Origin of the sequence: Microbacterium sp. 4NA327F11 (assembly GCF_005503465.1) — a bacterium.
Lineage (GTDB): Bacteria > Actinomycetota > Actinomycetes > Actinomycetales > Microbacteriaceae > Microbacterium > Microbacterium ginsengisoli.
The window spans coordinates 55652-72129 of the sequence record NZ_SCOB01000009.1 but is presented as its reverse complement, the minus strand read 5'-3'; the positions used below and the strand labels follow the sequence as shown (position 1 = coordinate 72129).

Below are 16478 nucleotides of genomic sequence, written 5' to 3'. Positions count from 1 at the left end.
GAGTGCTGCCGCTCCCCCGTCACGCGCGCGCGTGTCGAGCCGGAGCAGTCAGGACTCGAGGCGGTCCTGCGGAGGGATGGCGGCGGCATCCTGCGGGGCACGACCCGCCACCCACCGGGCGAGCACTCCCTCGGGGACGTCCTCACGGACGAGCGCGAACGCGTAGTGGTCGCGCCAGTCGCCGTTGATGTGGATATAGCGGCGGCGCAGCCCCTCGTAGCGGAACCCGAGCTTCTCGACCACCCGAAGGCTCGCGTGGTTCTCGGGCCTGATGCAGATCTCCATGCGATGCAGTCGCAGCTCGGTGAAGCAGATGTCGGTGGCCATCGCGACCGCGGTCGGGGTGATGTCGTGCCCGGCGAACTGCTCGCCGATCCAGTAGCCGATCGTCGCCGAGGCCAACGATCCCCGCGCGACGCCCCATACGTTCAGCTGGCCGACGACCTCGCCGTCGTGCTCCATCACGAACGGCACGCCCTGGCCGTCGCGGTACTGCTGCAGCAGCCGGCGCACGCCGACCCGCATGTCGAGCGACACGATGCCGTCGGGGCTCGTCGCCTCCCACGGGCGCAGCCACGACCGATTGCCGAGCAGGAGGTCCTGCAGGGCGCGCGCATCGCGCTGGCGAACCAGCCGGAGCCCGATGGCTCCGTGCTCCCGCGGAATGTTCAGGTCCACGCCGGCGACCCGATCGTCTCGTGCGCGGCCGTCACAGGGTCGCGGCGAAGTCCTTGACCCAGGAGCGCAGCGACGGGCCCAGGTCGTCGCGGTCGCTCGCGAGCTGCACGATCGCCTTGATGTAGTCGAGCCGGTCGCCGGTGTCGTAGCGGCGTCCCCGGAAGATGACGCCGTAGACGCCCTGCGCCGGGTTGGCGGCGAGCTCTTCGAGCGCGTCGGTGAGCTGGATCTCATTGCCCTTGCCGGGCGCCGTGCGCTCGAGGATCTCGAACACGTCGGGGCTCAGCACGTAGCGCCCGATGACCGCCAGGTTGGAGGGGGCATCCTCCTTCTTCGGCTTCTCGACGAGGCCGGTGACCTTCACGACTCCGGCGTCCTCCGTCGGCTCGACCGAGGCCGCGCCGTAGAGGTGGATGCTGTCGGGGTCGACCTCCATGAGCGCGATCACCGTCGCGCCCCGCTTGTCGTACTCGCTCAGCATCGTGGTGAGCAGCGGGTCGCGCTCGTCGATGAGGTCGTCGCCCAGCAGCACCGCGAACGGGTGGTCGTCGACATGCGCCTTGGCGCACAGCACGGCGTGGCCGAGGCCCTTCGGCTCGCCCTGGCGCACGAGGTGGATGTTCGCGAGGTCGCTGGAGTGCTCCACCTTCGCGAGCTTGTCGAGGTCGCCCTTCTCGCGCAGCTTCTGCTCGAGCTCGGGCACCGAGTCGAAGTGGTTCTCGATGTTCGTCTTGTTGCGCCCCATGATGATGAGCACGTCGTCGATGCCCGCACCGGCCGCTTCCTCGACCACGTACTGGATGGCCGGCTTGTCGACCACCGGCAGCATCTCCTTCGGCATGGCCTTCGTCGCCGGAAGGAAGCGAGTGCCCAGACCCGCAGCGGGGATGACAGCCTTGAACGGCTTGTGCGCAGACATGGGCCGATCCTATCGGCCACCCTGCCTACAATCGTGACCATGACCGACCCCGTCGATACGCAGAAAAGGGCCCTGCGCGCGGAGCTGCGCGAGCGCCGCGCCCAGCTGCCGCAAGCGGCTCGGGATGCCGCGGCCCAGGGGGTCTCAGACCAGCTCGACGCCCTCGTCGCATCGGTCGGCGCCCACAGCGTGTCGTGCTTCATCTCCACCCCGACCGAGCCGGGAACCCGCGACTTCCTGACCGCGGCGGTACGGCGCGGCATCCGGGTGCTGCTTCCCGTGACCCGCGTCGACGGACTGCTCGACTGGGCGGTCGCCACCGACGACGAGAACGTCGCCGAGGGGCTGTTCGGGCTGCCGGAGCCGACCGGCGAGCTGCTCGGCCCGATCGCGGTCAACGACGTCGACCTCATGATCGTGCCGGCCGCCGCCGTCGACGGCACCGGGATGCGACTCGGCTGGGGTCGTGGCTACTTCGACAAGACGATCGGCTCGATGGAGAAGTGCCCGCCGGTGTACGCGGTCGTCTTCGACAACGAGATCCTCGACGAGGTGCCGCGCGACCGGCACGACGAACCCGTCGACGGCGTCGTCACCCCCACCCGCACCATCACGTTCGCGGCCGCGCGCCGCTGAGGAAGGCCTCACTCCATGCCCACCTACGCCTATGCCTGCACGCAGTGCGGTCACCGCTTCGACGCCGTGCAGTCGTTCTCCGACGCCTCTCTCACCGAGTGCCCCGAGTGCGGCGGGCTGCTGCGCAAGGACTACCGGTCGATCGGCGTCGCCTTCAAGGGCAGCGGCTTCTACCGCACCGATTCGCGCTCGGGATCGAGCGCGAGCGGCGCGGAGAGTGGCGGGTCGAGCAGCGCTTCGCCATCATCGGACTCGAAGACGTCGTCTTCGGCCGCTCCCGCGGCCTCTTAGTCGCCTCCCCCGGGGCAAGTGAGGAGATCACGCGTGATCAAGGGCTTCAGAGACTTCATCCTTCGCGGCAACGTCATCGAACTGGCCGTCGCGGTCGTCATCGGTACTGCGTTCACCGCCATCGTCAATGTGATCGTCGCCTCGGTCATCAACCCCCTGATCGGGCTCCTCTTCAAGGCCGACAGCCTGAACGACGCGCTCGCGGTTCCCGTGCCGACCCTCGGCGGCGGCGAGGTCACCTTCGCCTTCGGCGCGGTGATCGGCGCGATCATCAACTTCCTGGCCGTCGCGGTCGTCGTCTACTTCGTCTTCGTCTTCCCGATGAACTCGTTCAAGGAGCGCGCCGACGCACGCCGCAAGATCGGTGCGGAGCCCGAGGCCGAAGAGGCGCCGCTGCCCACCGAGACCGAGCTGCTGGTGCAGATCCGCGACTTGCTCGAGAAGCAGCAGTCGAAGGCCTGAGCACCCGACCGTCGCCTCAGTAGTGCGGCGGCACCTCACGCCGCATCCGCTCGTCGTTCGGACCGTCGTCCGACCGGGCGGGTGCGGCGTCGTCGTTCGCGGATGCCGCGGGCTCGCCGCTCTTGCCCGGCGCCGCCGTCAGTCGCGCGCGCCGCGCGCCGCGCACCCGCACGACGCGCTGGCGCTCGTCGTCCGCCCCGCTCACCGGCTCACCCGAGGTCGTCGAGTGGCGCGGTGCGTGCCTCTTCGATGACGGGTGCTTCGCCGGTGCCCGGCGCGATGCCGAGCATCGCCGCGATACGGGTCGCGACACCCGCGGGGTCGCTGTAGAGGTCGAACGCATGCACACGGGCGTAGTGCCAACCCAGGCGACGCAGGATCTGCGGGCGCAGCCGCAGCGACTCGCGCAGCGAGTCCCCCTGGGTCTCGGGGTCGCTCTCGACGACCACGGCCTTGCCCTCGTGGTGGGCGACGAGGGTGAGCAGCCCGCGGTAGTGCACGTCGACCGCGAGGCCGCGGGCGCGCAGCTCACGAGCGAGCACCTTCGTCAGCGGGTCGGCGAGATCCTCCAACACGGCGTGACGGGTGCGGTCGGCGATACCGCCGAGGATCGACATGAGCGTCGCCGCACCGTGCGCGAGCCGCCCTTCGTCGAAGGCGGTGGGCCGGATGCACGAGACGATCACCATCGAGCGGCGGGCACGGGTCATCCCGACCGTCAGGAGGCGTTCGCCGTCGGGGGTCGACAGGTCGCCGAAGTCGCTGAGCACACGGCCGTGGCGGGTGAGTCCGAAGCCGAGCGAGAAGACCACGCGGTCGCGGCTCTCGGCGACGGACTCCTCGAGGGTGAGCACCGCGAACGGCTCGGCCGTGTCGCGGGAGAGGAAGTCGGCGACATCCGAGCGACCGGCGAACGCGGCCTCGACCGCCGCGCGCACCCGCTCGGCGTGGCGCTTGGAGGCCGTGATGACCATGAGCGACTCGGTGCCGCGGTTGATCGCGTGCTCGGTGACGAGGGTCACGACGCGGGCGACCTCGACCTCGGGACTCTCGACGGCACCCGAGATGGGATCGGGTGTGCCGACGCCGCCCTCGACGTAGTCCACGCTGAGGCTGCCGCGTCCGAGATAGGAGCCGGCCCACGGCAGCGACGAGATCTCGCCGCCGTAGAACGCGTCGTTGACGAGGCTCGCGAGGTCCTCGCCGCCGGCGCGGTAGCTGCGGGTGAGCGTCTCGACGTCGACGAGTCCCTCGGCCCGGTCGAACAGCGACGTCTCGTCGAAGGGCTCGTCGAACTCATCCGCCTCGACCGCGGCCGCCGACCCGACCGTGAACGGCGTGGGCTTCTGCGTGACGGGGTCGCCCACCAGCACCAGCTGACGGCCGCGGCGGATGGCGGGGGCCGCCTCGGCGAGGCAGAGGGCCGCGGCATCCGCCACGATCACGACGTCGACGTCGGGAACGTCGCGCAGCAGCGGCACGTCGTACGGGGTCGCCAGCCACACCGGTGCGAGCGTGCGCATCAGGCTCGGGGCGGTACGGGCCAGCGCGCCCGCGCTGTTCACGCCGTCGCGCAGCGCCTGCTTGAGCGCGACCGCCTCGTCGTGCTCGTCGACGAGCGAGATGCGCCACTGAGTCGCCAGCTGCGCCGCCAGGAGCGGGCCGGATGCCGCGGCGTGCGCCTCGTCGACCAACCGGAAGTCGCGCTCGAGACGATCGACGACCGACGTGTTCGCGCCGAGCAGCGCCCGGTCGGTGCGCAGCAGGTGCTCGAGCGCCGACTGCCACCAGGCGAACTCGAGCTCGGCGCCCACCTGGCCCTCGGGAACGTGACGCACCGAGAGGTCGGTCATCAGCGGCTCGAGTCCGCCGCGCGCGAGATCGGTGCGGATGCCGGCTCGCTCGACCAGGTTGTCGAAGTACGCCGACTCGGCCGCGAGCCCTGCCAGGGTGCGCAGCAGCTGAGGCAGCGGAAGGGCGGCGAGGCGGTGGGCCTCGTCACGCTGCAGGATGCGGTCGAGGTCGCCGAGCTCGGCGTCGACGTGCTGCCACGCGACGTGCACGTCGGCGAGCCCCACCGGAACCTCGGGGATGACGCCCGCCTCGGTGAGCCGCGCCCACTCGGTGCGCTGCTGCTGGATGCGCAGCAGCGCCTCGTACATGTCGGTGACGTGCGCGCCCGGTCGCACGTACTCGCGCGACAGCTTCTTCAGGCGGCGACGGTTCGCGCTCGACATCCCGACGTCGCGACGGGGCGAGTGGGCGGCTATGAGCTCGACGAGTGGCCGGTCGAACACGGTCGGCGTGAAGCGCTCGAGCGACTGGCGGATGCCCTGCAGCAGCCGCAGGAACTCACCCAGCTCGTCGATCGTGCGGAAGGGACGCATCCGCGTCTGCGCGATGAGTTCGTAGCCGCGCTCGAGCAGGCTCGGCACGGCCTGACGGCTGAGCTTGCCCGCCAGGGCGTGCGCGTCGCGCGCGGCATCCGTGGTCGAGAACGTCACGCCGTACCACGGTGAGTCGTCGGGGCCGAAGCGGAACTCGCCGAGACGTGCGACGGCGCGCAGCTTCTCGGCCGCCGCCTGGCGCTTGTCGCGGAGGCGCTCGAGGGTGGCCACATCGAAGCGGGCCGACGTCGACGGGGCAGGCGAGAGCTGCGCGAGGCGGGTGAGCTCCCGCACGATATCGAGGGCGGTGACCCCCAGTGACGGATGGTCGACGGTGAGGGCGCCGCGGTAGTCGCGCAGCACCGTGCGCAGTCGCAGCAGCGCGTCGTCGATGTCGGCCACCTGCGGCGCGGTCGACTTCTCGTTGCGTCCGATCGCGCGGATGAGGTCGCGCCGCACGTGGCGCGGAGAGATGGCGAGCGCGTCGAGACCGATGCCGGCGAGGCGATGGCGGATGCCGTCGAGCGTCGAACGGCGGGCGCTCACGACCAGCACCCGCTTGCCCTGGCGCACGAGCACGCCGAGGGCGTTGATGACGGTCTGGGTGCCGCCGGTGCCCGGCAGGGTGTGCACCGCGAGCGAGTGCCCCGCGCCGATGCGGGCGAGCACGCGCTCCTGCTCCGCGTCGGCGTCGAGCAGCAGCAGGTCGGCAGACGGCGCGCGCTCGTCGGGGCCGACCTGCGCGGGAAGCTCCCGTGGAACGCGCAGACGGTCACGCGAGACGGGCTCGCCGAGCAGGGCGTCGAGGGCGAGATGACCTGTCTCGGGGATATCGCGAGCCAGCGCCGAGCCGACGTCGGCGAAGTTGGAGACCACCAGGCGCGGCTTCACCGTGTACGACGGGATGTGCGCGGTGAGCGCCCGCAGGTGGTCGATGACCGGCTGCGGCTTGAAGACGCCGTCCTCGATGGCGAGGGCGGCTAGCGCGGCACCGTCGAGCCGGATGCCGAAGTGGGTGCCGAGGGCGGCGACCAGCTCGGGGTTGACCACGAACGATCCGTGGAGCTTCAGCTCGAAGTCGGCCTGGTTGCGGCGGATCGCGACCGGGCGCAGCAGGACGGGTGCGATGCAGACCAGCCCACCGATGCGCCACGACGCCATGCCGACGGCGAGGAAGACGCTGTCGAGGCCGCGCGCGGTGCGCAGTTCGACGTGCTTGGTGGTGACCCGCGCACCGGCGATGCGCGCCGTGCGGCCTGCGACCTCGTCGCGGAACAGATTCGACAGGAGCGTCGCGCGACCGGTCAGGAACTGCGGGAGGCTCCCGGGGTGGGCCTTGGTGATGTCGATACCGCTCTCGGCGGTGTCGTCGTAGTGCAGCAGGGTCGACCGCCCGCCCACGAGCGTCGCCTGCGCGCGCAACCGCGCGCGAGCCTCGTCGAGGGAGAACACATCGGATGCCGCGGCCACCGCCTCCGGCTGTTCCTCACCGCGCGCCGCGATGCTCTCGCTCGCCGTCGCCGTTCTGTCGCCTCGCCACACACGGTCACCATACGGGCGCAAATCCGCGGTTCCCGGCATTCCCGGCGGGTTTCGCGGGATTGGCGACACGCCGCACGGCGCCTCCTCCCCCGCGCGCCGACGAGCGGCAGCTCCCTCAGACCGAGCGGTCGGATGCCACTCCCCTGTCGCCGCTCGTCATGATGGAGCCATGACCGACCCGACCTTCTCGACCCACCCGACACCCGTCGGCGAAGTGCTCATGGTGCACACGTCTGAAGGGCTCGTCGCCCTTGAGGTGCTGCACCGACCGCTCGATGTCGCGATCGCCGATATCTCGCTCGCGCTTCACGCCGAACCGGTGCACGACGAGCGACCCGCCACCGAGCTCACCGCATGGCTCGACGGATACTTCGACGGCGGAAGCGAACCGTGTCGGCTCGCGCTCGACTGGCGCCTCACCGACGGCTTCACCCGCGAGGCCCTGCAGGCCGTCGGTGACATCCCCTACGGCGAGACGGCGAGTTACGGCGAGGTCGCCGTGATGGCCGGTCGCCCGCGCGCTCACCGCGCGGTGGGAACCGCGTGCCGGCTCAGTCCGTTCTCGATCGTCGTGCCCGTGCACCGCGTCGTACGCGCCGACGGCTCGATCGGCGATTACGGCGGACATCCTGAGATCAAGCAGCAGCTCATCGACCTCGAACGCTCCCGGGCCGGCGCGTCCGTGTAGGCCGGCCGCCGCCCGGGCTCTTCTTCGACATCGTCGCCATCTACGTCGACGTCGACGACAGCGCACAGACCGCCGTGGACTCTTTTCACCCCGCGAGCGATTCTGTGGCGCTTCCGCGACAAGAGTCGAATTCACGCATTCGGCACGGCACATGAATTTCGGGCTTTCCATCAAGCGACGTGCGGCGTGCGGCATCCGCCATTCCTCCGGAATATCCGCGTCGTCGAATGGGGGAACATCGCGGCCGGCGCATTCACTCAGCCGCCGAAACTCTCGGTATTCCGAGGGCTACGGACGGCAGCGCCGCACCGTCGACGGTGATCACGCGGGCGGTCGTGTCGGGATCGATGGATTTTCTGACAATTCGGGCGCGTCGCCGAATAACACGAGAAGAGAACGTAATGTTATGAGCATGGCTCGCAGAATTGTGCATCAACTCGTCGACGATATCGACGGAACCGTCCTTGAAATCGGCGAGGGAGAGACCGTGAATTTCTCTCTCGACGGTCGCGCATACGAACTCGACCTCTCCGACGCGAACGCCGCGGCATTCCGCGACATCCTCGCCCCGTACGTGAGCGCCGGCCGATCGACATCGACGTCGTCGGCATCCGCGGGCGCCCGCAAGCGGAAGTCGGCCGGAGCGCAGCGCGACTACACCGCGATTCGCGCGTGGGCCGCCGCGAACGGCTTCACCGTCTCCGAGCGCGGGCGCGTTCCCGCTCAGGTTCTCGACGCGTACGACGCCGCACACTGACTCCACCCCACGAACGCCGGGCCGCACGAGGTGCGGCCCGGCGTTCGGCGTTCGCGCCGCGGCATCCAGGTTCCCGACAGCACATTCACATGCGGTAGATAAGCGCACGCCGTCACGATGAGGCGGTGTCACGCCGTTCGAAGCCCGTCTCCCGTCGAGTGATCATCCGCCGCCGGATCATCTTCAGCGCGCTCGCCGTCGTCACGATCGCCGTGATCGTCGCCGCGGTCGGCATCGTGATGACCCTCGCCGACCTGAACGGCATCCACCGATCGGACATCTCGATGCCCGACGGCGGCGTCGCGCAGAACACCGGCGAGGTCAACATCCTCGTGATGGGCCTCGACAGCCGCGTCGATGAGGATGGCAACCCCTACCCGCAGGACATCTACAACGCGATCCACGCGGAGGACGAGAGCGTCGGCGGCTACAACACCAACGTGCTGATGTACATCCACATCCCCGCCGGAGGCGGCCCCGCGGTCGGTGTATCGATCCCCCGCGACGACTACGTGGCCTACGCGAACAAGCCCGCCGGCGTCACGCACGGAAAGATCAAGGAGGACTACGGCCGCACACTGGATGCCTCGTACAACGCGTTGCTCGCGAAGGGCACGCCGAAGGCGACCGCCTACCAGCAGGCGCGCGACGACGCCCGCGAAGCAGAGATCCAGACCGTCTCGCAGTTCCTCGGCGGGGTGCGCATCGACCACTTCGTCGAGGTGACGATGGCGGCGTTCTATCGCGTCGCCCAGGCCGTTCAGCCGATCACCGTCTGCCTCAACCACGCGACCGCCGACTACTACTCGGGCGCGAACTTCCCCGCCGGCGTGCAGCAGCTGGATGCCTCGCAGGCGATGGCCTTCGTGCGCCAGCGCCGCGATACGCAGTACAAGAACGTCTTCCTCACCGACCTCGACCGCACACGTCGCCAGCAGGCGTTCATGGTCTCGCTCGCGCTGAAGCTCAAGCAGACGCAGACCTTCACGAACCTCGGCACGTTGCAGACGCTCATCGACACCGCGAAGCAGTACGTCGCACTCGATTCCGGGTTCGACCTGCTGAGCCTCGCGAGCGACGCGCAGCGGCTGGCCGGAGGCAACATCACGTTCCAGACCCTCCCGATCGAGAAGTTCGGCACCATCGGGGGTCAGAGCGTCAACATCGTCGACCAGACGAAGATCGCCGCCATCGTGCAGAACCTCATCAACCCGCCCACCGCCACAGCGACCCCCGCGCCCACGGCGACGTCGAGCTCGACCGCATCCGCCGCGCCCAGTCCGGCGCCGACCTCGCAGACTTACACGAACTCGCAGCAGCCCATGGAATCCGGCGTGCTCCCCTGCGTGAACTGACCGCTCATGCCGGCGGGTCGACGACCCGCGCGGCGGCGGCGGACGGCGGCGCGGCCGCGGCATCCGCCTGTCGCTCGGCGCGGAGCGCCGCGATCTCGTCCCGCAGCTGGGCGACGAGCTCTGCCGGCACGGGAGGTGCGGGAGAGGACGCCGCCACGCGTTCGATGATCCACGAGGCGATGGTCGCGGTCACGACGCCGATGAGCGCGATGCCGCCCACCATCAGCGCGATCGCCACGATGCGACCGGTGGTCGTCACCGGGTAGTAGTCGCCGTAGCCGACCGACGTGATCGTCGTGCACGCCCACCAGATCGCGTCGCCGAACGTGACGATCGGCCCGTGGCTTCCGCGTTCGACGTCGTACACGGCGAGCGCGCTCACGAACACCGTCAGCGCCGTGGTGCCCGCCGAGTACACGATCACGCGCCCCCGCAGGATCGACCCCGTGCCTCGTTGGATCAGCGCGAACACCATGAGGTACCGGATGACCTCCAGCGTGCCGAACATCGGCAGCACGACGACCGCGAGATCGAGCAGATGTCGCACGAACCACCGGCGTCGCTGCTCGGCGAGCACCAGTCGCACGACGTAGTCGACGAAGAAGAACAGCCACGTCGCCACCAGCAACGCGGTGACACCGATCGCGACTCCGCCCGTCGGGCGGGCGAGCACATTGATGGCATACAGCAGCAGGAAGAGGCTCCCGCCCGCCGTGAGCGGCCACTCCGTCAGTCGCCGCCAGCGTTCATACCGTTCCCCGTACATGCGGCGATTATCGCGCGCCTGCGGATGACCTCGCGTCGTCAGGCGCGGCGGCGCTGCGGCGCGATGAAGACCATCGCCGGGTAGGTGACCGCCGCGACGGCCACGTGCATGACGATCAGCACGAACACCGCCTGGCCGTCCTGACCCTTCCACCAGATCCAGAGATCGGGGGCGAAGGAGACGACGGTCACGATGATCGCGAGCCAGAGATAGAGCCGCGCGGCGCGGGTCGAGAAGAGGGTCACGATCGGCCAGCCGATGCCGGCCCCGATCACGCCGATCGTCGTGAGCTTGGCGTAGTCCGCGAAGGCGTAGTGCTCATAGCCGGCGGTGCGCGGGAACACGATCGGCCCGAGCGCGGCGAGCACGGCGCATGCGGCGATCGAGCCGACCACGGCGACGACGATCGCGATCACCGTGCGCACCGCCGACGGCTGAGCACGCCCCATCGGGAGGTCGAGTCCGAACGGTGCCGTACGCGTCGATCCTGCGCTCATGACAGGTCCCTTCCGTCGCGCCCCGTGCGCGTCCTCGGCGAACGGTAGCGGCGCGGTTCCCAGATGAGACTGAGGATGTCGCGCCTCACTCCGGGGCGGAACCCTCCGCAGTGCCGGGCTCCGGCCCGGCCTCGATCGTGAGTCTGCTCGCCACGTCGCTGCGCGGGATGTGCGCGGCGAGTGCCAGTCGCTGAACGAGGATGTCGCGCACGGCGTCGGGCGGAAGCGTCGAGCGGAACACGACGTGGCCGCTCGGGTGCGGGGTGGCCGCGGCATCCAGGTCCTTCACGGCTCCGAGCAGCTCGGCTGCTCCGAGGGGAGGCTCATCGGGCGACCCGGGAGCGGCGACGCGCACGGTCCACGCGGTCGCCGTTGCGTCACCGGCGAGCCGCGCCGCCGGCCGCGCGACCCTCGAGGAGGGGTTCGTGCGCGCGAAGCGCACGCATCCGATGCCCGTGCCGATGACCGCGGCCACACCCGCGAGGCTGGTGAGGTTCGTCGACAGGTCGCTCGAGATCGGGGCCGCGCCGGTGACGGCGACGATCCCGAGCACCACACGCACGAGCGAGTACAGGGCGTACCCCGCGAATGTGGCGAACAGCGTCGTCGCGCCGGGCCGGCCGCGCATCTCGCGTCGCCGCACGGCGATCGCCACCCCGGCCGTGATCACGACGAGCGCAATCGTCTTGACCAGCACCGAGGTGGCGATCGGCGCCGTGGCCGACGTCATCCACACCGTGAGAAGCAACGCCACCGAGACGGCGGCACGCGCAGTGCGCACCGCTCTCGGTGCCGGCAGCGCGAACCAGATCAGCGCCGGAGCGGTGACCATGGCCACGTCACCGATGATCAGTGTCGCGAGAGCCGGAGTGGCCGCGTAGAGCAGATAGAGCAGCGTCGACGCGACGGCGGCGACGCCGGCTGCGCCGGCCGCCCGGATGAGCCGCTGCGCATCCGCTGCGGCTCCCGCGGCGCGGGTCGAGGAGGTTCCGACGATCGCGAAGACAACGGCGCTGACGACGAAGAGAACGGCGATGAGCACGACCGTGTCCATGCGTCCCCCTTCGATCCCCCCGCCCGGAAACCTCCGTTGGTCACCGCCGACTCTACTGCGATCCGTCGGAACCTCCCCCGCGTTACGCCGAGAACGCCTGACGCAGGAACCAGACCGCCTGAGCGACCGCGGCTGTCGCGGCCTGCGTGGCGTGCAGGGAGTTCACCATGACGAAGTCGTGCACGATGCCCTGGTAGCGCACGGCGGTCGTGGGAACGCCCGCCTGACGGAGCTTCGCCGCGTAGGCCTCGCCCTCGTCGCGCAGCACATCGGCCTCTGCCGTGATGACGAGCGCCTGCGGAAGGCCGGCGAGGTCGGACAGCTCGGCGCGCAGCGGCGACGCGGTGATCTGGGCGCGGTCGCTCTCGCTCGTCGTGTACTGGTCCCAGAACCAGCGCATGCCGTCACGGGCGAGGAAGTATCCCTCGGCGAAGGTCTCGTACGACGGCGTGTCGAACGCGGCGTCGGTGACCGGGTAGAAGAGCACCTGCGCGACCGGCGAGACGCCGCCGCGCTGCTTGGCGAGGAGGGTGAGCGCGGCGGTCATGTTGCCGCCGACCGAGTCGCCGGCGACGGCGAGCTTGGCGGCATCCAGGTCATGGGATGCCCCGTCGGAGACGATCCACTGCGCGGTCGCCCAGACCTGCTCGATGGCGTGTGGGTAGCGCACCTCGGGCGAACGGTCGTACTCGGGGAACACGACGGCCGCACGGGCACCGACGGCGAGGTCGCGCACGAGACGGTCGTGGGTGTGCGCGTCGCCGAAGACCCAGCCCGCGCCGTGCGTGTAGAGCACGACCGGCAGCACACCGGTGGCGCCGGCGGGGCGCACGATGCGAACCTTCACGGAACCCGAGGGGCCGCCGGCGATCTCGACCCATTCCTCGTCGATCTCGGGCTTCTCGATGGGCTCGTCCTGCACGCCGTCCACGGCGGCGCGACCGTCGGCGGGGGCGAGCTGGTAGAGGAACGGGGGCTCGCTGGTGGCGTCGACGAACGCCTGCGCGGCGGGCTCGAGGGCGAGCTTGTGGGGGTTTCCAGCCATGATCCGATGTCTCCTTCGTGGGGCGCGTCTCGGGGTCGAGAGAATGAGAACGCTCGTTCTCATCGCGTGATCCCCACTGTAGAGAACGCTCGTTCTCACTGTCAAGTAGACTGCCCTCATGAGCGATGAGGTTCGGGGGCACATCGTCGACGCCGCGGACGGCCTCTTCTACACGCGCGGCATCGGCCAGGTCGGCATGGACGCCGTGCGCGACGCCGCCGGTGTCTCGCTGCGGGCCCTCTACAAGGAGTTCGCGTCGAAGGACGACCTGATCCTCGCCGTGCTCGACAAGCGCCACGGCATGTGGACCGACGGCGTCACCGGCGCGGTCGACGCGATCAGCGACCCGCGCGAGCGGCTGCTCGCGGTCTACGACTACCTCGCCGGCTGGTTCGACGAGGCCGACTTCCGCGGCTGCGGGTTCATCAACGCGTTCGCCGAGCTCGGTGCCGCCAACCCGGCCGTCGCCCGCACCGTGCGCGAGCACAAGATCGACTTCCAACGGTACGTCGCCGAGCTCGTCGCCGACGCCGGCGGCCCGGCGAGCCTCGCTCCGCAGCTCGCGATCCTCGCCGAGGGCGCCCAGACCACCGCCGCCATCGCCGGAACGACGGATGCCGCGGCGCAGGCCCGCGCCGCGGCCGCGACCCTCATCGACGCCGCCCTGGCCGACTGAGCAGGCGGCGGGACGTGGCATCCGGATTCACCATCGTCACTCGCACCGATGTGCCCGTCGACGACCTCTTCGACCTCTCCCTCAGCATCGACCTGCACCTCGCGTCGATGGCGGACGCCGGTGAGCGCGCCATCGCCGGAACCACCTCCGGACGCATCGGGCTCGACGAGACCGTGACATGGCGCGCACGCCACTTCGGCGTATGGATCACGATGACCTCCCGGATCAGCTCGCTGGATCGACCGCACCGATACGTCGACGAACAGGTCAGCGGGCGGTTCCGGCGGTTCCGGCACGAACACCTCTTCGAGCACGACGGTGCGGGGACGGTGATGACCGACGTGATCGAGGTCGCCTCCCCCGTCTTCGGCGCGGTCGCCGAGCGCCTCGTGCTCGTGCCGTACCTGCGCCGACTCATCCGGCAGCGCAACGCGCACCTCCTGCAGGCGGGCGGGGGCTGAGCGGGAGGCACGCGGGCGCCGGGCCATCCCGCGCGTCAGCGGCGATCATCGATGCCGACGCGCGATGCCGGGTTCGCGGCGACCCGCCGTGCGCTCTCTGGCGGCGCTCAGCCGATCAGCGCGCCAGGTAGCCGCCGTCGACGGGGATGTACGACCCCGTGATAAGGCTTGCCGCCGGACTGGCGAGCCAGGCGACGGCCGCCCCGATCTCCTCCGGTTGGCCGATGCGGTTGAGTGCGTGCAGGCCGGGCAGGCTCGCCTGCACGTCCGCGGGCAGGTTGCGCTCGAGACCGGTGGCGACGTAGGCCGGCCCGACAGCCAACGCCCGCACACCGCGACTTCCGTACTCGAGTGCGACCGTCTTCATCAGGCCGTTGATCGCGTGCTTCGCGGCCGCATAGGGAGACATCCCGACGAGCCCCCGCACACCGCCGAGGCTGGAGAGCGTGACGATCACTCCCCCGCCGCGCTCGAGCAGGGCGGGGAGCTGGAGGCGCACGCCGTAGAAGACGCCATCGAGGTTGACGTCGAGCACGCGGCGCCACTGCACCGGCGAGACGTCCGCCGTGTCCGTCGCCGGATGCGTGATCCCGGCGTTGTTCACCGCCACGTCCAGCCCGCCCCAGTGCGCGCGCACGAGGTCGATGGCGCGCGCGTGCTCCTCACTCGAAGTCGTGTCGAGCGCCTGGGCCAGCGCCACGCCGCCCCGATCCGCGATCTCCGCACGCACAGCGTCCGCGGCATCGCCATCGAGGTCCGTCACCAGCACCGCCACCCCCGTCTCGGCGAGCGCGAGGGCGCACGCGCGGCCGATGCCCCGGCCCGCGCCGGTGACCAGAGCGGTGCGCATGACGCTCATCGCGACGTGATGACGACGGGCACCGCCACGGACTTCAGCCCCTCGAACCCGAACTCCATGCCGTATCCCGATCCCTTGATGCCGCCGAACGGCACCATCGGGTGGATACCGCCGTGCTTGTTGATCCACACGGTGCCGGCCTCGAGCCGCAGCGCCACCTCACGGGTCTGCGCGGGATCGTCGCCCCACACCGACGCGCCGAGCGCGGCATCCAGTCGATTGGCCGACGCGATCGCCGACTCGACCGTGTCGTAGCGGATCACCGGCAGCACCGGCCCGAACTGCTCCTCGTCGACGATCGGGTCGCCGTCGACAGCATCGCCGACGATCGTCGCCTCGAAGAACGTGCGCCCGAGATGTGGCGCCGGCGAGCCGCCCGTCACGATGCGGCGTCCGCGGGCGCGCGCGTCGTCGACGAGGCGCGCGACGATGTCGAACTGCATCGCGTTCTGCAGCGGACCGAGCTCGTTCGCCTCGTCGACGCCGCGCCCCATCGGGGTTGCGGCGGCCTTCCGGGCGAGAGCGTCGAGCACCTGCTCGTACTGCGACTCATGCACGTACAGGCGTTTGAGCGCGGCGCACGTCTGCCCGGTGTTGATGAACGCGCCCCAGAACAGCGCGTCGAGGTGGGCGTCGATATCGGTGCCGGGAAGCACGATGCCGGCGTCGTTTCCGCCGAGTTCGAGCGTGAGCCGAGTGAGGTTCTGAGCGGATGCCGCGGCGATAGCCTTGCCCGTCGCGGTCGAGCCGGTGAACATGATCTTCCCGAAGGCGGGGTGCGACGTCAGCGCCGCACCGACCGCCCGGCCGCCCGAGATGACCTGCAGCACCCCCTCGGGAAGCACCTCGTTCAAGATGCTGACGAGCGCCAGCACGCTCAGCGGTGTGTACTCCGACGGCTTCACGATGACCGCGTTGCCCATCTTCAGCGCCGGGGCGATCTGCCAGATCGTGATCATGAGCGGCCAGTTCCACGGACCCACCGCGCCGACGAGACCCACCGGCTTGTAGATGAGCTCGGAGTAGTTCTCGGCGTCGTCGACGAGCACTTCGGGGGCCACCTCGAGGTCGGCGTTCACATGGAGCCAGCCCTGCACCGCCCCCACCTCGACGCGGGCGCCGATGCCGTTGAGCGGCTTGCCCTGTTCGCGCGAGACCGCGTCGGCCAGCTCGTCGGCGACGAGCGCGACCCGCTCGGCCGCCGCATGCAGCAGCGCGCCGCGCTCGCTGGCGGGTAGTGCTGCCCATGCCGGCTGCGCGATGCGTGCCCTCGTGATCAGCGCCTCGAGGTCGTTCACGACGTGCTCGGGGGCGTAGCCGATGGTCTCGCCGGTCGCGGCATCCGGAATCGGGCGTCCGCCGTCGACGCTGACGCGCTGCAGAAGGGGGTTCATCGTTCTCATCT

At 70.2% G+C, this 16478-nt stretch carries 18 protein-coding genes; 8 read left to right on the top strand and 10 right to left on the bottom strand.

Annotated features, from left to right (window positions below; all coding sequences use genetic code 11):
• Positions 1-48 precede the first annotated feature (48 nt).
• Both FFS51_RS07750 and galU read right to left on the bottom strand, forming a co-directional pair.
• A complete protein-coding gene (locus tag FFS51_RS07750; protein WP_137877991.1) occupies positions 49-678 on the bottom strand; it encodes a GNAT family N-acetyltransferase in 630 nt (209 codons plus the stop codon).
• 31 nt (positions 679-709) lie between these two features.
• Complete coding sequence (gene galU / locus FFS51_RS07745; RefSeq protein WP_045248601.1) at positions 710-1597, bottom strand: UTP--glucose-1-phosphate uridylyltransferase GalU; 888 nt, start codon at positions 1595-1597, stop codon at positions 710-712.
• 39 nt (positions 1598-1636) lie between these two features.
• Between galU and FFS51_RS07740 the strand changes: the two genes are divergently transcribed.
• From FFS51_RS07740 to mscL, 3 genes are read left to right on the top strand one after another with little or no spacing between them, the layout of a single operon-like run.
• Positions 1637-2233: a 5-formyltetrahydrofolate cyclo-ligase gene (locus FFS51_RS07740; RefSeq protein WP_137877990.1), complete on the top strand. Its 597-nt coding sequence runs from the start codon at positions 1637-1639 to the stop codon at positions 2231-2233.
• Positions 2234-2248: 15 nt separating this feature from the next.
• Positions 2249-2524 (top strand): FmdB family zinc ribbon protein, encoded by a 276-nt coding sequence (locus FFS51_RS07735; RefSeq protein WP_137877989.1) that lies wholly within the window; start codon positions 2249-2251, stop codon positions 2522-2524.
• Positions 2525-2557: 33 nt separating this feature from the next.
• On the top strand, positions 2558-2986 hold the full coding sequence (gene mscL, locus FFS51_RS07730) for a large conductance mechanosensitive channel protein MscL (RefSeq protein ID WP_045248598.1): 429 nt from the start codon (positions 2558-2560) through the stop codon (positions 2984-2986).
• Between the two features lie 16 nt (positions 2987-3002).
• Here mscL and FFS51_RS07725 read toward each other — a convergent pair whose 3' ends face one another.
• Positions 3003-3191 carry a hypothetical protein gene (locus FFS51_RS07725; RefSeq protein WP_137877988.1) on the bottom strand — a complete coding sequence of 63 codons (189 nt, stop codon included), beginning with the start codon at positions 3189-3191 and terminating at the stop codon, positions 3003-3005.
• Between the two features lie 4 nt (positions 3192-3195).
• Positions 3196-6954, bottom strand: a complete 3759-nt coding sequence (locus tag FFS51_RS07720; protein WP_416361449.1) for an AAA family ATPase — start codon at positions 6952-6954, stop codon at positions 3196-3198.
• Between the two features lie 130 nt (positions 6955-7084).
• Here FFS51_RS07720 and FFS51_RS07715 point away from each other — a divergent pair, with 130 nt between their 5' ends.
• The 3 genes from FFS51_RS07715 (at position 7085) to FFS51_RS07705 (ending at position 9715) form a co-directional block, all read left to right on the top strand.
• A complete protein-coding gene (locus tag FFS51_RS07715) occupies positions 7085-7603 on the top strand; it encodes a methylated-DNA--[protein]-cysteine S-methyltransferase (protein ID WP_137877987.1) in 519 nt (172 codons plus the stop codon).
• 406 nt (positions 7604-8009) lie between these two features.
• A complete protein-coding gene (locus tag FFS51_RS15020; protein WP_431463306.1) occupies positions 8010-8360 on the top strand; it encodes a histone-like nucleoid-structuring protein Lsr2 in 351 nt (116 codons plus the stop codon).
• A 125-nt stretch (positions 8361-8485) separates the two neighbouring features.
• Positions 8486-9715, top strand: coding sequence for an LCP family protein (locus tag FFS51_RS07705; RefSeq protein ID WP_249352683.1), 1230 nt, complete (start codon positions 8486-8488; stop codon positions 9713-9715).
• Between the two features lie 4 nt (positions 9716-9719).
• Here the strand turns inward: FFS51_RS07705 and FFS51_RS07700 are convergent, their stop codons facing one another.
• The 4 genes from FFS51_RS07700 to FFS51_RS07685 all read right to left on the bottom strand — a co-directional run bounded on the left by FFS51_RS07700 (position 9720) and on the right by FFS51_RS07685 (position 13077).
• Positions 9720-10481 carry a potassium channel family protein gene (locus FFS51_RS07700; protein WP_137877986.1) on the bottom strand — a complete coding sequence of 254 codons (762 nt, stop codon included), beginning with the start codon at positions 10479-10481 and terminating at the stop codon, positions 9720-9722.
• 38 nt (positions 10482-10519) lie between these two features.
• Positions 10520-10978: a DUF6069 family protein gene (locus FFS51_RS07695; RefSeq protein WP_137877985.1), complete on the bottom strand. Its 459-nt coding sequence runs from the start codon at positions 10976-10978 to the stop codon at positions 10520-10522.
• An 85-nt stretch (positions 10979-11063) separates the two neighbouring features.
• Positions 11064-12032, bottom strand: a complete 969-nt coding sequence (locus FFS51_RS07690; protein ID WP_137877984.1) for a hypothetical protein — start codon at positions 12030-12032, stop codon at positions 11064-11066.
• Positions 12033-12114: 82 nt separating this feature from the next.
• Positions 12115-13077 carry an alpha/beta hydrolase gene (locus FFS51_RS07685; RefSeq protein ID WP_137877983.1) on the bottom strand — a complete coding sequence of 321 codons (963 nt, stop codon included), beginning with the start codon at positions 13075-13077 and terminating at the stop codon, positions 12115-12117.
• A gap of 118 nt (positions 13078-13195) precedes the next feature.
• On the opposite strand from FFS51_RS07685, the gene FFS51_RS07680 reads away from it, so the two are divergent.
• A complete protein-coding gene (locus FFS51_RS07680) occupies positions 13196-13753 on the top strand; it encodes a TetR/AcrR family transcriptional regulator (RefSeq protein ID WP_045248591.1) in 558 nt (185 codons plus the stop codon).
• A gap of 14 nt (positions 13754-13767) precedes the next feature.
• Positions 13768-14214: an SRPBCC family protein gene (locus FFS51_RS07675; RefSeq protein ID WP_137877982.1), complete on the top strand. Its 447-nt coding sequence runs from the start codon at positions 13768-13770 to the stop codon at positions 14212-14214.
• A 115-nt stretch (positions 14215-14329) separates the two neighbouring features.
• Here the strand turns inward: FFS51_RS07675 and FFS51_RS07670 are convergent, their stop codons facing one another.
• Both FFS51_RS07670 and FFS51_RS07665 read right to left on the bottom strand, forming a co-directional pair.
• Positions 14330-15064 (bottom strand): SDR family NAD(P)-dependent oxidoreductase, encoded by a 735-nt coding sequence (locus tag FFS51_RS07670; RefSeq protein ID WP_249352682.1) that lies wholly within the window; start codon positions 15062-15064, stop codon positions 14330-14332.
• A 5-nt stretch (positions 15065-15069) separates the two neighbouring features.
• Positions 15070-16476 carry an aldehyde dehydrogenase family protein gene (locus FFS51_RS07665; protein WP_137877980.1) on the bottom strand — a complete coding sequence of 469 codons (1407 nt, stop codon included), beginning with the start codon at positions 16474-16476 and terminating at the stop codon, positions 15070-15072.
• Positions 16477-16478: the final 2 nt, after the last annotated feature.

Excerpts from the sequence above, each read along its gene's own strand:
- FFS51_RS07695 (WP_137877985.1), bottom strand. The coding sequence starts at position 10,978 with ATGAGCGCAGGATCGACGCGTACGGCACCGTTCGGACTCGACCTCCCG.
- FFS51_RS07670 (WP_249352682.1), bottom strand. The coding sequence starts at position 15,064 with ATGCGCACCGCTCTGGTCACCGGCGCGGGCCGGGGCATCGGCCGCGCG.
- FFS51_RS07740 (WP_137877990.1), top strand. The coding sequence starts at position 1,637 with ATGACCGACCCCGTCGATACGCAGAAAAGGGCCCTGCGCGCGGAGCTG.
- galU (WP_045248601.1), bottom strand. The coding sequence starts at position 1,597 with ATGTCTGCGCACAAGCCGTTCAAGGCTGTCATCCCCGCTGCGGGTCTG.
- FFS51_RS07680 (WP_045248591.1), top strand. The coding sequence starts at position 13,196 with ATGAGCGATGAGGTTCGGGGGCACATCGTCGACGCCGCGGACGGCCTC.
- FFS51_RS07665 (WP_137877980.1), bottom strand. The coding sequence starts at position 16,476 with ATGAGAACGATGAACCCCCTTCTGCAGCGCGTCAGCGTCGACGGCGGA.
- FFS51_RS07700 (WP_137877986.1), bottom strand. The coding sequence starts at position 10,481 with ATGTACGGGGAACGGTATGAACGCTGGCGGCGACTGACGGAGTGGCCG.
- FFS51_RS07735 (WP_137877989.1), top strand. The coding sequence starts at position 2,249 with ATGCCCACCTACGCCTATGCCTGCACGCAGTGCGGTCACCGCTTCGAC.
- FFS51_RS07720 (WP_416361449.1), bottom strand. The coding sequence starts at position 6,954 with ATGCCGGGAACCGCGGATTTGCGCCCGTATGGTGACCGTGTGTGGCGA.
- FFS51_RS15020 (WP_431463306.1), top strand. The coding sequence starts at position 8,010 with ATGAGCATGGCTCGCAGAATTGTGCATCAACTCGTCGACGATATCGAC.
- FFS51_RS07685 (WP_137877983.1), bottom strand. The coding sequence starts at position 13,077 with ATGGCTGGAAACCCCCACAAGCTCGCCCTCGAGCCCGCCGCGCAGGCG.
- FFS51_RS07690 (WP_137877984.1), bottom strand. The coding sequence starts at position 12,032 with ATGGACACGGTCGTGCTCATCGCCGTTCTCTTCGTCGTCAGCGCCGTT.
- FFS51_RS07715 (WP_137877987.1), top strand. The coding sequence starts at position 7,085 with ATGACCGACCCGACCTTCTCGACCCACCCGACACCCGTCGGCGAAGTG.